At 38.4% G+C, this 13,235-nt stretch carries 17 protein-coding genes; 5 read left to right on the plus strand and 12 right to left on the minus strand.

Features of this window, described 5'->3' with window-relative positions; translation table 11 throughout:
- Positions 1-2: 2 nt before the first annotated feature.
- The 5 genes from trxA to QT76_RS00335 all read right to left on the minus strand — a co-directional run bounded on the left by trxA (position 3) and on the right by QT76_RS00335 (position 4,279).
- The gene (gene trxA / locus QT76_RS00315) at positions 3-323 is read right to left on the minus strand and encodes a thioredoxin (protein WP_000020199.1); all 321 of its coding nucleotides are present in this window, start codon (positions 321-323) and stop codon (positions 3-5) included.
- Positions 324-411: 88 nt separating this feature from the next.
- A complete protein-coding gene (locus QT76_RS00320) occupies positions 412-756 on the minus strand; it encodes a YraN family protein (protein WP_033616083.1) in 345 nt (114 codons plus the stop codon).
- On the minus strand, positions 757-2,022 hold the full coding sequence (locus QT76_RS00325; protein ID WP_033616084.1) for a homoserine dehydrogenase: 1,266 nt from the start codon (positions 2,020-2,022) through the stop codon (positions 757-759).
- 10 nt (positions 2,023-2,032) lie between these two features.
- Entirely contained in the window at positions 2,033-3,817 is a 1,785-nt protein-coding gene (gene uvrC / locus QT76_RS00330) for an excinuclease ABC subunit UvrC (protein ID WP_033616085.1), read from the minus strand.
- Positions 3,818-4,279: a hypothetical protein gene (locus tag QT76_RS00335; RefSeq protein WP_000437184.1), complete on the minus strand. Its 462-nt coding sequence runs from the start codon at positions 4,277-4,279 to the stop codon at positions 3,818-3,820. It lies immediately after the preceding gene.
- On the opposite strand from QT76_RS00335, the gene QT76_RS00340 reads away from it, so the two are divergent.
- Positions 4,271-4,450 carry a hypothetical protein gene (locus tag QT76_RS00340; protein ID WP_033616086.1) on the plus strand — a complete coding sequence of 60 codons (180 nt, stop codon included), beginning with the start codon at positions 4,271-4,273 and terminating at the stop codon, positions 4,448-4,450. The two genes, QT76_RS00335 and QT76_RS00340, sit on opposite strands and share 9 nt — an antisense overlap.
- 3 nt (positions 4,451-4,453) lie before the next feature.
- Here the strand turns inward: QT76_RS00340 and egtV are convergent, their stop codons facing one another.
- The 7 genes from egtV to QT76_RS00375 all read right to left on the minus strand — a co-directional run bounded on the left by egtV (position 4,454) and on the right by QT76_RS00375 (position 10,271).
- Positions 4,454-5,104 carry an ergothioneine transport ATP-binding protein EgtV gene (gene egtV, locus QT76_RS00345; RefSeq protein ID WP_033616087.1) on the minus strand — a complete coding sequence of 217 codons (651 nt, stop codon included), beginning with the start codon at positions 5,102-5,104 and terminating at the stop codon, positions 4,454-4,456.
- 1 nt (position 5,105) lies between these two features.
- A complete protein-coding gene (gene egtU / locus QT76_RS00350; protein ID WP_033616088.1) occupies positions 5,106-6,767 on the minus strand; it encodes an ergothioneine transport permease/ergothioneine binding protein EgtU in 1,662 nt (553 codons plus the stop codon).
- Between the two features lie 113 nt (positions 6,768-6,880).
- Entirely contained in the window at positions 6,881-7,318 is a 438-nt protein-coding gene (locus QT76_RS00355) for a hypothetical protein (protein ID WP_001885597.1), read from the minus strand.
- Positions 7,319-7,323: 5 nt separating this feature from the next.
- On the minus strand, positions 7,324-8,097 hold the full coding sequence (motB, locus tag QT76_RS00360; RefSeq protein ID WP_033616089.1) for a flagellar motor protein MotB: 774 nt from the start codon (positions 8,095-8,097) through the stop codon (positions 7,324-7,326).
- Positions 8,098-8,099: 2 nt separating this feature from the next.
- Positions 8,100-8,873, minus strand: a complete 774-nt coding sequence (gene motA, locus QT76_RS00365) for a flagellar motor stator protein MotA (protein ID WP_033616090.1) — start codon at positions 8,871-8,873, stop codon at positions 8,100-8,102.
- Between the two features lie 15 nt (positions 8,874-8,888).
- Positions 8,889-9,656, minus strand: coding sequence for a HesA/MoeB/ThiF family protein (locus tag QT76_RS00370; RefSeq protein ID WP_033616091.1), 768 nt, complete (start codon positions 9,654-9,656; stop codon positions 8,889-8,891).
- Positions 9,657-10,271 (minus strand): MBL fold metallo-hydrolase, encoded by a 615-nt coding sequence (locus tag QT76_RS00375; RefSeq protein ID WP_033616093.1) that lies wholly within the window; start codon positions 10,269-10,271, stop codon positions 9,657-9,659.
- 131 nt (positions 10,272-10,402) lie between these two features.
- Here QT76_RS00375 and QT76_RS00380 point away from each other — a divergent pair, with 131 nt between their 5' ends.
- The 4 genes from QT76_RS00380 (at position 10,403) to fliL (ending at position 13,229) form a co-directional block, all read left to right on the plus strand.
- Positions 10,403-11,413, plus strand: coding sequence for a class I SAM-dependent methyltransferase (locus QT76_RS00380; protein ID WP_033616094.1), 1,011 nt, complete (start codon positions 10,403-10,405; stop codon positions 11,411-11,413).
- A 339-nt stretch (positions 11,414-11,752) separates the two neighbouring features.
- Positions 11,753-12,088 carry a hypothetical protein gene (locus tag QT76_RS00385; protein ID WP_033616095.1) on the plus strand — a complete coding sequence of 112 codons (336 nt, stop codon included), beginning with the start codon at positions 11,753-11,755 and terminating at the stop codon, positions 12,086-12,088.
- On the plus strand, positions 12,067-12,669 hold the full coding sequence (gene rsmD / locus QT76_RS00390) for a 16S rRNA (guanine(966)-N(2))-methyltransferase RsmD (protein ID WP_033616096.1): 603 nt from the start codon (positions 12,067-12,069) through the stop codon (positions 12,667-12,669). The genes QT76_RS00385 and rsmD overlap by 22 nt, the downstream gene beginning before the upstream one ends.
- Positions 12,670-12,677: 8 nt before the next feature.
- Positions 12,678-13,229: a flagellar basal body-associated protein FliL gene (gene fliL, locus QT76_RS00395; RefSeq protein WP_000797032.1), complete on the plus strand. Its 552-nt coding sequence runs from the start codon at positions 12,678-12,680 to the stop codon at positions 13,227-13,229.
- The last annotated feature ends 6 nt before the right edge of the window (positions 13,230-13,235 follow it).

Raw genomic sequence — 13,235 nt, forward strand, 5'->3', positions numbered from 1 at the left:
TACTAGCCTAGAAGTTTGTTCAATTGCTCTTTTAAAGCAACTTTAGTTTGCACGCCTACCAACTGATGGACCACTTCGCCATCTTTTGTGAATAAAAGCGTAGGAATGCTTCTGATACCAAATTTCGCACTCAATTCTTCTTGCTCATCGGTATTGACTTTACAAATCTTAGCCTTACCTTCATATTCGCTAGCTAATTCATCAATCACAGGGGATAGCATCTTACAAGGACCACACCATGGTGCCCAAAAATCCACTAACGCAACCCCTTTTTTAATGGTGCTTTCAAAATTTTCTTCAGTTAATTCAATATAGTGACTCATTAGTTACTCCTAAATATATGATTTTGATTAACGAGAATTATATTAGCTTAAGAATGTTAATGAAAACGCATGGGTTTTGGATAAAAATCTAAAAAGTGATATTTTCTAAAAGCTCAAATTTACCATTTTTCACAATAATAGCGTCTATGCAAAAATCGCTATTGGGATCTTTTTGGGACAAATAACAGCGGATTGTTTTGATCATCTTTTTTAATTTGCTCGGCGTGATCGCATAAATGGGATCAAAATTTTCCCCGCTTTTGACTTCAATGAAATGCAAAACCCCTTTTTTCAAAGCGATAATATCAATTTCGCCAAATTTTGAAAAAAAGTTCCTCTCTACCATTTCAAAACCCAGCGTTTTTAAAAATTTGCAAGCTTCTTCTTCAGCCTTCAAGCCCTTTGCCCTATGTTTGTTATTCAAAAAGCGCATTCAATTTTCCAAACGGATCATTTTAGGGGCGTCCAACACGCTTTGTAGATTTTCAAGCTCTTTAAGGGCGTTCAGCATAGACTTTTCGTTGGTGGTGTGCGTGGAAAATAAGATTTTAGCCTTGTTGGAATGCGGGATTTCTTTTTGTAAGACATTGTTGAGCGAAATATCATTTTGGGCTAAAATCGCACTGATTTGAGAAAAAACCCCTTTTTCATCGCTCACCAACAAACGCGCATAATAAGCGCATTGGATTTCTTTTTTGGGTTTTAGGGGGAGTTTTTGAGGGGTTTCAAAGCCTAGCATTAAAGAGCTTTTTTTCCTTGCGATTTCTATAATATCGCTAATGACCGCGCTTGCGGTAGGCTCTCCCCCAGCCCCAGCCCCATAATACAAAGTCTCGCCCACCTTATCCCCTATAACGCTGATTGCATTCATCACCCCATCCACTTTAGAGAGCATGCATTCATTTTTAATCATGCTTGGATGCACCCTTAATTCAATGCAATCTGGGTGTTTTTTAGCGATGCCTAAAAGTTTAATGCTATAACCAAATTCTTTAGCAAATTCCATGTCGTCTGGCTCTATTTTTTCAATGCCTTCAATTAAAATTTCTTCTAATTTCGCATCAATGCCATAGGCTAAAGACGCTAAAATCAATAACTTGTGCGCCGCATCAATGCCCTTAATGTCAAATTCAGGGTTTAATTCCGCATAGCCTAAACGTTGGGCGTCTTTCAAAGCGTCCTTAAAGCTCGCTTGATTTTTAAACATCTGGCTTAAAATGTAATTGCTGGTGCCGTTTAAAATCCCTTTAAAAGAAAGGATGTGATTAGCGCTCAAGCCGTCTTTTAAAGCCTTGATAATAGGGATACCCCCACACACGCTCGCTTCAAAGCCTATGGGGGTGTTTTTAGCGGTTTGCTCTAATTCATAGCGGTGGTACGCTAACATGGCTTTATTGGCTGTAACGAAGGCTTTTTGTTTGGCTAAAGTTTTTTTAGCTAGAAGATAAGGCACTTCCACCCCACCCATAAGCTCCACGATAATATCAATTTCTTCATCTTCTATCAAGCTTTCTAAATCATTGCTGATTTCAAAAGCATAGCCTTTGTGCTTTTTCACATCTCGCACCACCGCTTTTTTAATTTTAATTTCCACGCCGGCTCTGTCTTTAATGATTTCTTGATTTTCTTGTAAGATTTTAGCGACCGCGCTCCCCACACACCCTAAACCCACAAGCCCTATATTCAATCTTTTTTTCATGTTTTTTCCTTTAGATTCGTTTTTTTAAAACGGCGTTTTTTTCCTGCTCGCTCGCTTTTTCTATCGCTTCAAAACTCCCAAAATAATCCAATAATTTTTTCACGCTGGCTTCTCCTATGCCCTTTTCTTTTAAAAGAGCGATTTGTTTCATGTTTTTAAGTTTAGTGGATCTATGGAAGTTTATCGCATACCGGTGGCTTTCATCGCGCAATTTTTGCACCCATTGCAAGCGTTTGTCGCTAGGGAGCAATTTAAAAGTATTGCTAGGCGTATGGATAATGTCTTTAGCACCCCCTTTAGAACGATAAGCCTTAGAATCCCTTTTTTCTTTAGAAATAGCGATCACTTCTACAAAACTCCCGCTGCTTTTTAAAATTTCTAAAGCGATGTTTAATTGCACCCTCCCTCCATCAATCACCCACAAATTAGGCGGTGGCTCTTTAGCAAAGTCTAAGGCTCTTCTGGTGAGCAATTCGCTCATTTGATCGTATTCGTTAGAGCCTTTTAAATGGTAGCGCCGATAAGAGTCTTTTTGAAATGCATTGTTTTCATACACGACCATTCCCCCCACGCATTGGCTGTTTGAATGGTGGCTTGTGTCAAAGATTTCCACCCTATAAGGCACGCATTCTAAATTGAAAAGCGATCGCGCTTCTTCTAAAATCAGATCTTCATTAGAGGTTTTTTCTTGGCTAAAAATCTCTTGAGCGTTTTTCATAGCGATTTCTATTAAAGCGAGCTTATCGCCTTTTTTAGGAATGCTAAGAGCGATTTTTTTAGAGTATTGATGAGAGATAAATTCTTGCAATTCTTTAAGCGTTTCATTAGAGCAAGCACTCAATAAGATCTGTTCAGGCATCAAAGGCAAATGCGATTGGTAATGATTGATAATGGCTTGTTTCATCGCTTCATCAGTGTCAAACCCATTAAGGGAGTGGATTTTTTCAAACGCTGAAGAAATGATTTTACCCCCACGCATGAACATTTTCACTAACACCGCCTTGTTGTTCCCACTATAAAAAGCAAAAATATCCAAATCGTAGAGTTTGGCTAAATCCATGCAAGTGAAAGGGGCGATTTTTTGGATTTTTGCAATCCTGTCCCTGTAAATTAGGGCTTCTTCAAAACGCAAGTTACTAGAAAGGCGCTCCATTTTCAATTCAAGCTCTTTGATGAGCCTGTCTTTATTTTCAATCATTTCTAAACATTCTTTAGCGATTTTTAAATACTCTTCTTTGGTGATTTTACCCTCGCATGGGGCTTTACAACGCTCTATTTGATAAAACATGCATGCCTTTTTATCCTTGATGCAATTTTTCTTTTGAACTAAATGGAACAATTCATACAAGCTGTCCAAAATATCCTTAGCCCCGCTCGTAAAAGGGCCAAAATATTTAACGCCAGGCTGTTTTAAAATTTTTCGTGTGATTAAAGGGATAGGGAAATCAGTGGAAAAATCCATGTAAATATAAGGGTAGGTTTTATCATCTCTTAAAAGAATATTATATTTAGGCTTGAGCTGCTTGATCAAAGAATTTTCTAAAATCAAAGCGTCTTGCTCGTTTTCCACTAAAATGGTTTCTAAAAAAGCGATTTGTTTGACCATCATTTGGATTCGTAAGCTTGCACGATGGTTGGGCGTGATTTCATTGTTATGGATAGAAAAATAGCTTTTGATGCGCTTTTTTAAGTTTTTCGCTTTACCGATATAGAGCAATTGGCGGTTTTTATCAAAATATTGATACACGCCACTGCTATTAGGAAGGTTTTTCAAACTGGACAATAAATCAGCCATTCATTCCTCAAAAAAACTGCGTTGGTAGTGGATCAAAGCGCGCGCTTTTTCAAAACATTCATGCAAACGAGCGTCTTTAATGGGGTTATGGAACAACCCTAAAGCGCTAGGGCGAAAAAAACGGGCTTGTTTTTTAATGGGGGCATAAAAATTGGCTTTTTCTAAGGAATCTTTAGGCACATAACCTAAAATTTCTAACCCATTCAACCCGTCAAACCCATAAGCATGCCCTTGCGTGTTTAAAAAATGGCTGATTTCTTTAGCGAATCGTTGGTTAAATTCTTTAGAAGCCCAAAGATCTTTAAACGCAAAAAGCAATTTAGAGTCTTTGATGAAGATAAAAAGCAAATTTTCTTGTAAACTTAAAGGCATAAAAACCTTAAGCTTTTTGAGTTTCAAAAGAGTTTCAAGCTTTTTATAAGACTTTTTTTGAATGAGTAAGGAGAAAATATTTTGTTCCATAAACCGATCTTAACATGCTTTTTAATACTTGTAGCGATAACGATTCAAGCTTGCGGCTATAAAGCCCCCCCATTCAATGAAAAACCCGCTAAAAAAACTTCAAACAGTTCTAATTCTTCTATGCAAACGCCCGCTAACAACACCACGCCAGAATTTTTAAACGAGCCTTAAAAATCACTGCTCTTGTTTAAGGGCTTTGATTTCTAGGGTTTTTGTGGCCAACTTTTGTGCCTCGCTCTCATCATGCGTTACCATAATGAAAGTAGCACAAGAATTTTGGTGGATTTCTTTGATGAGATCCTGTAAATTCTTACGATTTAAACTATCTAAAGCGCTAAAAGGCTCATCTAATAAAATGAGTTCTGGCCTGTGGATAATCCCCCTAATAATGCCCACTCTTTGGGCTTGCCCCCCGCTCAATTCATTAGGGAATTTATCCATAAGACTCTCATCTAACCCCATTTTTAACGCTAAGGCTTTGGCTTCTTTTTGAGCGGCTTGTTTGTTTATGCCTTGTAAATTAAGGCAAAAAGTCATGTTTTGCATGGCGTTTAAATGAGAAAATAAGGAATTGCCTTGAGCAATATAGCCTATTTTTTGGCGTAAAAAAGCGTTGTTTGAAAGGGTCTCATTAAAGATTTTAACGCTCCCAAAACTGGGTTTTAAAAGCCCTAAAATCAAGCCTAAAAGCGTGCTTTTGCCGCTCCCGCTCTCCCCTAAAACGCATAAAAAATCCCCTTCTTGAATGCTTAAATTAAAATCCTTAAAAATAGCACAATTGCGGTAGTTAAAAGACACATTCTCTATTTTGACGATTTCTTTCATGCTATAACCCTAATCTTTCTAAAAACTCTTTAGCTACGATTTTAGGGCTTTTTTTCAACACTTCCACCTGATAGTTTAAATCTTGCATCATTTCATCGCTAAATTTTGAATCCAGTTTTTCTAAGATTTTTAACGCTTCCGGATACTTTTTGACAACTTCTTTTCTTATGATGATGCCAGCCTGATAATTAGGGAAAAACCCTTTATCGTCCTTAAGCACCTTTAAATCCAGCTCTTTGATTTGAGCGTCTGTGGTGAAAACGTCTAAAGCGTTGATTTTATGGGATTCAAAACTTTTATAACGCAAATTAATATCCATTTCATGCAAACTTCTAAAATGAAAGCGATAAGTTTTCATTAAGCCCTTAAAAGCGTCCTCTCTTTCAAAAAAGTCAAACTCCGCTCCAAAATCAAAATTTGGGCTATGAAGGGCTAAATCGCTGAAAGTTTCAATAGCGTATTTTTGAGCGTCTTCTTTAGAAATTGCTAGAGAATAGGTGTTATTAAAGCCCAAAAGCCCCACCCACAAAAGATTAAATTCCTTCTCATAACGCTTTTTAATCGTTTCAAAATCCACTTTTTGCGTCAAAGGGTTTTTGAGCGTATTCACCCAAGCAGTGCCGGTATATTCCACATACAAATCAAAATCGCCCCTAATTAATGCCGGATGGATATTCATCGTCCCCCCACCAATGCCAAACGCTCGCTTGATAGGGATATGGTGTTTTTCTAACAAAAGGCTTAAAATCTCGCCCAAAATATACTGCTCGCTACTAGGTTTTGTGGCCACGACTAAGGGCTTTTCTTCTATGGCGTTTCTAGGAATGAGCCATAAAGCGCTCGCTAGCAATAAAAAAAGAAACACCGCTAAATTAAGATAAACTCTTCTTTTTTGTTTTTTGGTGGCGTTTTGAGAAAATAGGCGTTGCAAAGCGTTTTCATGCTGAAAGACGCTCACAAATTGATCCGCTAAAACACTAAAAAGAGCTATGATCAAACTGCCCGCTACTAAAAGCGTGGTGTTTTGCGTGTTTAGCCCTCTAAAAATCGCTTGCCCTAAGCCCCCAGCCCCAATGAGAGCCCCGATCCCAGCCATCGCCACTAACATCACCACCGCAATCCTTAAACCCACTAAAATTTGGGGGATAGCGAGCAAGAAGTACACCCTAAAAAACAACTCTTTGGGGTTACACCCTAGCCCGATAGCGGCCTTAATCACCTCTTCTCTCACCTCTTTTAAAGCGTTATAAGTGCTATGGACAATGGGCAATAAGCCGTATAAGACCAACACTAAAAGCGCATTTTTTAACCCCACCCCAATCACAGGAATGAATAACGCAAATAACGCCAGCGACGGAATGGTGTAGAGGAAATTCACCACAGGGAGCAAGAACGCCCTAGCCTTTGAGTTATAAAACACAAAAACCCCAATCAAAACCCCAAACACCAGCACGAGAAAACCAGAAAGTGCAACGATGATAAAATGTTGCGCGATCAAGTCTATAAAATAAATGAAGCGATCATGAAATTCTTTTATCAAATATTTTACCACGCTTATTTTTAACGCCATAGCAACTAAATGCTGTGTAGCCACATCTATAGAATGGAGCAACCATTCATACAATTCTTTGATCAATTGTTTAAAAACGCCCATGCCTAGCATTATAACTAAACTTATTTGATATAAAAAGGTTTTTCTTAATTGGGTTTAAATCAAATTTTTACCATCAACAATAAGCGCAAACTTTTTTAAAACAAAGCCAAAAACGAGTAAAATTAAAACTGAAAGGTGCGTTTGCCTAAATTGGTGCTCACTTCTATCCATAGCGGTTGGTTTTCGCATAAAATTTCATAGGCTACGCTTTGATTCCTCACTAAAGAAACGCTTTTAGGCGTGGGGTAGAGCGAGCAAGAACGCCCTTGATTGATGTCAATCTTTAAGATAACCACGCTCTCCACCACAGCACTCACCTTTAAATAATACGACTCCCTAGCCCCTTGCCATTCTAAATAGGGCGTTTCTTGGGGGACAATCTCTAACGCTACTAAAGGGCTTTGAGCCAGTTTTAAGCGCGTTTTTTGCTCCTGCTCTTTTAGTTCTTGTTCTCTGTTGATCCCCTTATCAATCAAATCAAAAAGGTTTGAAGAAGCGTCCTTTTCTCTAGCGATAAGACTCGCTAACAACAAAAAGATTGACAAAAAAATTCGTTTCATGCGATTCATTCTTGCTGTTTGTGGGGATTGAATTTTTCATCTAAAATAGAGTGGATCTTACTCAAATCGTTCGCATCGGTTGAAAAAAAGATTTCCACACGATTGTTTTTCATTCTGTTTTCTAGGGAGTCGTTAGGCGCAATAGGGTTTGTAGAGCCATAAGAAGAAAAAGACAATTGGTTAGGGTCTACGCCGTATTGCATAAGGACTTTCATCACCCTATAAGCGCGATTGGCGGCTAATTCGTAATGGCTTTTAAAACGGGTTTTAGTTAAAGGCGTATTATCTGTAAAACCTCTTACATTAATATGCACCCTTTTAGGGAGTTTTTGAATGATTTTAGCGATCCGTTCAATATAAAGCATCATGTCTTGATTGATCGTGTCTGAAGTAGCGTTTTCAAACAGCAAACTAGAGGGGAGCTTTAAGATAGAGCCTTGATCAATTTGCTCTAAAACACTGCCTTCGCCTTTGCGAGCGATAGTGGCTTTTGTTTCGGTGTTTTGCGAAGCCGGTTTGGAGCTTTCACTCGCCATTTGCTCTTCTTCTTTCCCTGAATCAGGGGGGATCACTAAAACCGGCTGCATCGCTTCTGGCTTGGGAGCGTAATTGAAAATTTTAATAAATTCGGTTTTTAAGGCTTCCACTTTGGATTTATTGACCGCTGAAATCGCATAAAGAGCGATAAAAAGCGCAAGCAACAACGACAAAAAGTCCGCATAAGGAACCGCCCATTTTTCACCAGCAGGGCATTCGGTGGGTTTGTTTTTCTTAGCCATGTTTAGCCTTCAAATTGAGACTTTTTAGGCTCACCGGGAGCGATGTAATTTAAGAGTTTGTTTTCTAAATCCCTTGGATTTTCCCCATTAGCGATGCCTAAAATCCCCTCTAAAAGAACGGTTTTTTCTTTAATAATGTCTTTAGATTTAGCCTTGAGCTTATGCCCAAAAGGGCCAAAAAGTGCATAAGCGCACATAATCCCTGTAACAGTAGCCGTGAATGCCCCAGCGATCCCTGCTGCCATTTCAGCCGGGTTGTCTAGTTTTTGCAAGGCTAACATAAGCCCCATAACCGCCCCCACTAACCCCATCGTAGGCGCGGTTTCGCCGGCAGTCTCCCAATAATGAGCGGCGCCGTGGTAGTATTCTTCCATTTCTTCAATGCTGATTTCTAAGCTTTCTTTAACGGATTTGAGATCCTTACCATCTATGATCATAGACAAGCCATTACGGGTGAAATCATCTTCAATTTGCGCCACTCGCCCCTCTAAACTCAACACCCCATCTTTTCTAGCTAAAGTGGCCAATTCCACTAAATTTTTAATGGTTTCATTCAAATTGATTTTAGGGTTTAAAAAAACAATTTTTATTTCTTTGTAAGCGGCTTTCACATAGCGTGCATGCGTGCCTGTCATAGCGGCAAAAAGCGAAGTAGGCACGATGATAATGACTGAACTCAAATGGATAATGTGCAACGGGTTGCCATCTTCTAAAATATCGCCTAACGAAATAGAAGCGACCGCCAATACCAAGCCTAGTATGGTTGATAAATCCAAAACTTACCCCTTAATCTAAATTTCATAATCTTGTAAATGCGTGATTTTATGCGTGCCACAAACCCTACATTCAGGGTTTTTGGGTGCTTGAATTTTTTTAAAATCCATCGTTTTAATATCGGCTATAAGTAAAGTATTTATAAGTAAAGTTTCAAACCCTAAAAAATATTTAAGGCATTCGCTCGCTTGGATACACCCTAAAACCCCAGGCAAGACCCCAAAAAGCCCTGAAGTAGGATTCAATCCCTTTTTAGGGGGCTTATCAAAAACACACGCTAAGCATGCGCTATGGGGTAAAACGCTCATGCTTTGCCCCCTGTATTTTAAAACCCCGGCATGCGAATAGGGTTTTTGGGCTAACACGCAAGCGTCATTGATCAAAAATTTAGCGTTAAAATTGTCCGTGGCGTCTATGATAAAATCATAAGGCTCTATGAGAGGAAGAGCGTTATGAGCCTTAAAGCGTTCTTCAAAGGTTTCTATTTCAATACCCGCATTGAGTTGTTTTAAGCGTGCTTTCGCGCTAGAGGCTTTAGAATGGTTTAAAAAATCCTGTGAATGGATGATTTGTCGTTGCAAATTACTCATATCCACCACATCAAAATCCACAATGCCTATTTTTCCTATCCCAGCAGCGCACAGATACATCAAAACCGCTGATCCAAGCCCACCGGCTCCAATGACTAAAACGCTAGATTTTAAAAGCTTCAATTGGCCTTCTTCGCCCACATCTTCTAGCATGATATGGCGCAAATAACGCTCTTTGTCTAGCCGGCTTAACAATTAAGCCATCCTTGAAACCCAAATTTTAGAATGCTCTCTTTCGGCAAAAAAACTTGTTTTATCCCCATGCCCTGGATAAATCTCTATGTCTTTAGGGAAATCTAAATTTTGAAACCTTAACAGGGACTCTTTCATGTCTTTTTCATTAGAATAAGGGAAATCATAACGGCCAATGCTGCGATAAAAGATAAAATCCCCGCTAAAAATCACCCCTCCAATTTCTATGATAGAACAACCGGGCGTGTGCCCGGGAAAATGCCAGTATTTAATGGTGGTGTTTGCTATCTCTAAAGTGGTGCAACCCTTATTGCAAGGCACGCTAAATGTGGGGCTAAAAACCGGCATGCCCAAATGGAAAATATCATTTTCTAGCATAAAAACATCGTCTTTGGGGGCGTAAATGGGGGTGTCTTTAAGGGCTTTTGACAATTGAGCGCTATCCCATACATGATCATAATGCCCATGCGTGATTAAAATCGCCTTAGGGTTTTTGGCGTTTTTTAACACCCATTCGCTACTAGAAAATCCGGGATCAATGATAAAATCCCCACTAGAAAGCTTTACAATATAAGCGTTTTCTTCCACCGCCCCACATTCTCGCCTTAAAATTTCCAAACTTCAAACTCCCTTCAAACTTAGCTTCAAAAGTCATTATTATTGAATATCATAGCGCAAAAATAAGGCGATTTTGACTAGAATAGCAGTCTCTTATTGTTGGTTGAGATGAGTTTAATGGAAGGAAAATCGTGCGATCGTTTGGGAATTACATGCAAGAGTGGCTTTATGGCGAAAAAGGGTATTACAGAAAGGCGCTAATCGGTCCAAAAGGGGATTTTTACACTTCGGTGTCTTTGAGTAAGTTTTTTGGGGGTGCTATTGCGTTTTATATCATTAGGCTTTTAGAAGAAGAAAAATTGTTTTTGCCTTTAAAAATTGTAGAAATTGGCTCTCATCATGGGCATTTTTTGAGCGATATAGCCAGTTTTTTAAACGCTTTGAGCGTGGGCGTAATGGAAAAATGCACGTTTATCAGCTGTGAGCCTTTAAAGGAATTGCAAAAACTCCAACGAACTATTTTCAAACAAGCCACGCAATTGGATCTGATGATCTGCGATCTGAAAGATCTAGATTTCAAGGGGCATGAAAGCGCGTTTGTTGTTTCTAATGAATTGTTTGACGCGTTCGCTTGCGAGATCATTAAAGATAACCAAATGCTTTTTATCACCCATGATCATCAGGGCGTTTGGGGCGGTATTGATGAACCCACTAAAGAACTTCTTAAAAACTTAAATTTAAAAGAAGGGTGCGCGCCGTTGTTTTTAGAGGCTTTTATTAAGAATTTGTTAGAAAAATTGAATGAGGCTTCTTCTTGGGTGTTTTTGAGCTTTGATTATGGCGATGAAACAGAGAGAAAAGACATGCATTTAAGGGCTTTTAAAAACCACCAAGCGCTGGATTTTAAGGATATTTTAAACAACCTGGCTTCTTTGTATCAAAAGAGCGATTTGACCTATGATGTCAATTTTTCTTTGGTGCGCTTTTTGTTTGAAAAACACCATGCGCGATTTTCATTCTTTAAATCGCAGGCTAACGCTTTGCTGGATATGGGGCTTATGGGATTGTTGGAAACGTTTTCAAAGAGCGTGGGTTATGAAAGGTATTTAAAAGAAGCGGCTAAAATCAAGCCCCTAATTAGCCCTGGGGGTTTGGGGGAGCGTTTCAAAGCGTTAGAATTTGTGAAAAAAAATAAAATGTAAATTAAAAGCATTTTGACAATCTAATAATAATTAATAAAATAAAGAGTTTGCGTTTTTTTAAAGGGGGAAAGGTAAGAGCGTCAGGACATTTTAATGAAAAAGTTTATTAAAATGCTAAGTTATAGTAAAGAAGGAAGGAATATAATGCCCTTCGCTCTTACCTTCGCCGGCCATTATACCAAAAAAAAAAAGATGTTACTTGAGCTTTATTTTTAACATTCTATTTTTCTTTTTTACAAAATGAAACATTTTTTGAGTTTATTTAATATTGGTATTTAAAAGAAAGAATTGCTATAATTTGAAACAATTTAAGTCTATTGATGAGGTAAAAGGGGTTTTTTGAAAATTTTTCTTTCTTGTAAGTCTTTGTTGATCCAAAAGAGTTTGGAATTTTACTTGAGCGGTTGCCTCTCTCCTATAGAAGTTTGCGACTTTGTTTTAAGCGATGATGAAACGCTAGAGATTAATAAGCCCCTATGCTTTATAGAAGAACGCTTAAGAAAGCCTTTCACTAAACAGAGCGTGAAAGAAGATGTAAAAAATTTTTATCGCGCTTTAAAAGAGAGCGAAAAACCTTGCGAAGAATGCGAAGAAATCAAAATTTCTAAAGATCAAAAGATTCAGCAATTATTAGAAGAATACACCCAAAAATTATGCCAAATCATCAGCCAGTAAAAAAATTTAAGATCATTGGGGGGGCTTGTAAGGGATTGGGCTTGAATTTGCCTAACACTTCTAGCACGCGCCCCACCAAAGCGATCGTAAGAGAGTCGTTTTTTAACACCTTGCAAGCAGAAATTATAGGAGCGCATTTTATAGAAGTGTTTTCAGGCAGCGCTTCTATGGGTTTAGAGGCTTTGAGTAGGGGGGCTAAAAGCGCGGTGTTTTTTGAGCAAAATAAAAGCGCTCATGCCACGCTTTTAGAAAATATTTCCCTCTTTCAAAACCGCTTGAAAAAGGAAATGGAAATTCAAACCTTTTTAGATGACGCTTTCAAGCTTTTGCCCACGCTGGGTTTAAAAAATGGCGTTTTGAATATTATTTATTTGGATCCTCCTTTTGAAACAAGCGGGTTTTTAGGGATTTATGAAAAATGTTTTCAAGCTTTAGAAAGGTTATTAAACCGTTCTCATTCAAAAAATCTTTTAGTGGTTTTTGAGCATGAAAGCGTGCATGAGATGCCTAAAAGTCTCGCAACTTTAGCTATAATCAAACAGAAAAAATTCGGGAAAACCACTTTAACTTATTTTCAATAGGAATAGGCATGGCAGAAGAACAAGAAAATACCGCGCAACAACCCCAAAAAAAAAGCAAAGCCCTTTTATTTGTCATCATTGGAAGCGTGCTAGTGATGCTTTTGTTGGTGGGGGTGATTATCATGCTGCTTATGGGGAATAAGGAAGAATCCAAAGAAAACGCTTCTAAAAACACCCAAGAAGTTCAGGCTAATCCTATGGCAAATAAGAATCAAGAAGCCAAAGAAGGCTCTAATATCCAGCAATATCTGGTGCTTGGGCCTTTGTATGCGATTGATGCGCCTTTTGCGGTGAATTTAGTCTCTCAAAATGGCAGACGCTACCTTAAAGCTTCCATTTCGTTGGAATTGAGTAATGAAAAACTTTTGAATGAAGTTAAGGTTAAGGACACAGCAATTAAAGACACGATTATAGAAATCCTATCGTCTAAAAGCGTGGAAGAAGTGGTTACTAACAAAGGCAAAAACAAGCTTAAAGATGAAATTAAGAGCCATTTGAATTCGTTTTTGATTGATGGCTTTATTAAAAATGTCTTTTTCACTGATTTTATCATCCAATAATTTTAA

It is taken from the genome of Helicobacter pylori SA37A, assembly GCF_000476015.1.
In the GTDB taxonomy this organism is placed as follows: domain Bacteria; phylum Campylobacterota; class Campylobacteria; order Campylobacterales; family Helicobacteraceae; genus Helicobacter; species Helicobacter pylori_DB.

Bases quoted from the DNA above. Each gene is read 5' to 3' on its own strand.
- uvrC (WP_033616085.1), bottom strand. From the start codon at position 3,817: ATGGCTGATTTATTGTCCAGTTTGAAAAACCTTCCTAATAGCAGTGGC.
- rsmD (WP_033616096.1), top strand. From the start codon at position 12,067: ATGCCAAATCATCAGCCAGTAAAAAAATTTAAGATCATTGGGGGGGCT.
- trxA (WP_000020199.1), bottom strand. From the start codon at position 323: ATGAGTCACTATATTGAATTAACTGAAGAAAATTTTGAAAGCACCATT.
- QT76_RS00355 (WP_001885597.1), bottom strand. From the start codon at position 7,318: ATGAAACGAATTTTTTTGTCAATCTTTTTGTTGTTAGCGAGTCTTATC.
- QT76_RS00320 (WP_033616083.1), bottom strand. From the start codon at position 756: ATGCGCTTTTTGAATAACAAACATAGGGCAAAGGGCTTGAAGGCTGAA.
- QT76_RS00335 (WP_000437184.1), bottom strand. From the start codon at position 4,279: ATGGAACAAAATATTTTCTCCTTACTCATTCAAAAAAAGTCTTATAAA.
- fliL (WP_000797032.1), top strand. From the start codon at position 12,678: ATGGCAGAAGAACAAGAAAATACCGCGCAACAACCCCAAAAAAAAAGC.
- egtV (WP_033616087.1), bottom strand. From the start codon at position 5,104: ATGAAAGAAATCGTCAAAATAGAGAATGTGTCTTTTAACTACCGCAAT.
- egtU (WP_033616088.1), bottom strand. From the start codon at position 6,767: ATGCTAGGCATGGGCGTTTTTAAACAATTGATCAAAGAATTGTATGAA.
- QT76_RS00325 (WP_033616084.1), bottom strand. From the start codon at position 2,022: ATGAAAAAAAGATTGAATATAGGGCTTGTGGGTTTAGGGTGTGTGGGG.
- motB (WP_033616089.1), bottom strand. From the start codon at position 8,097: ATGGCTAAGAAAAACAAACCCACCGAATGCCCTGCTGGTGAAAAATGG.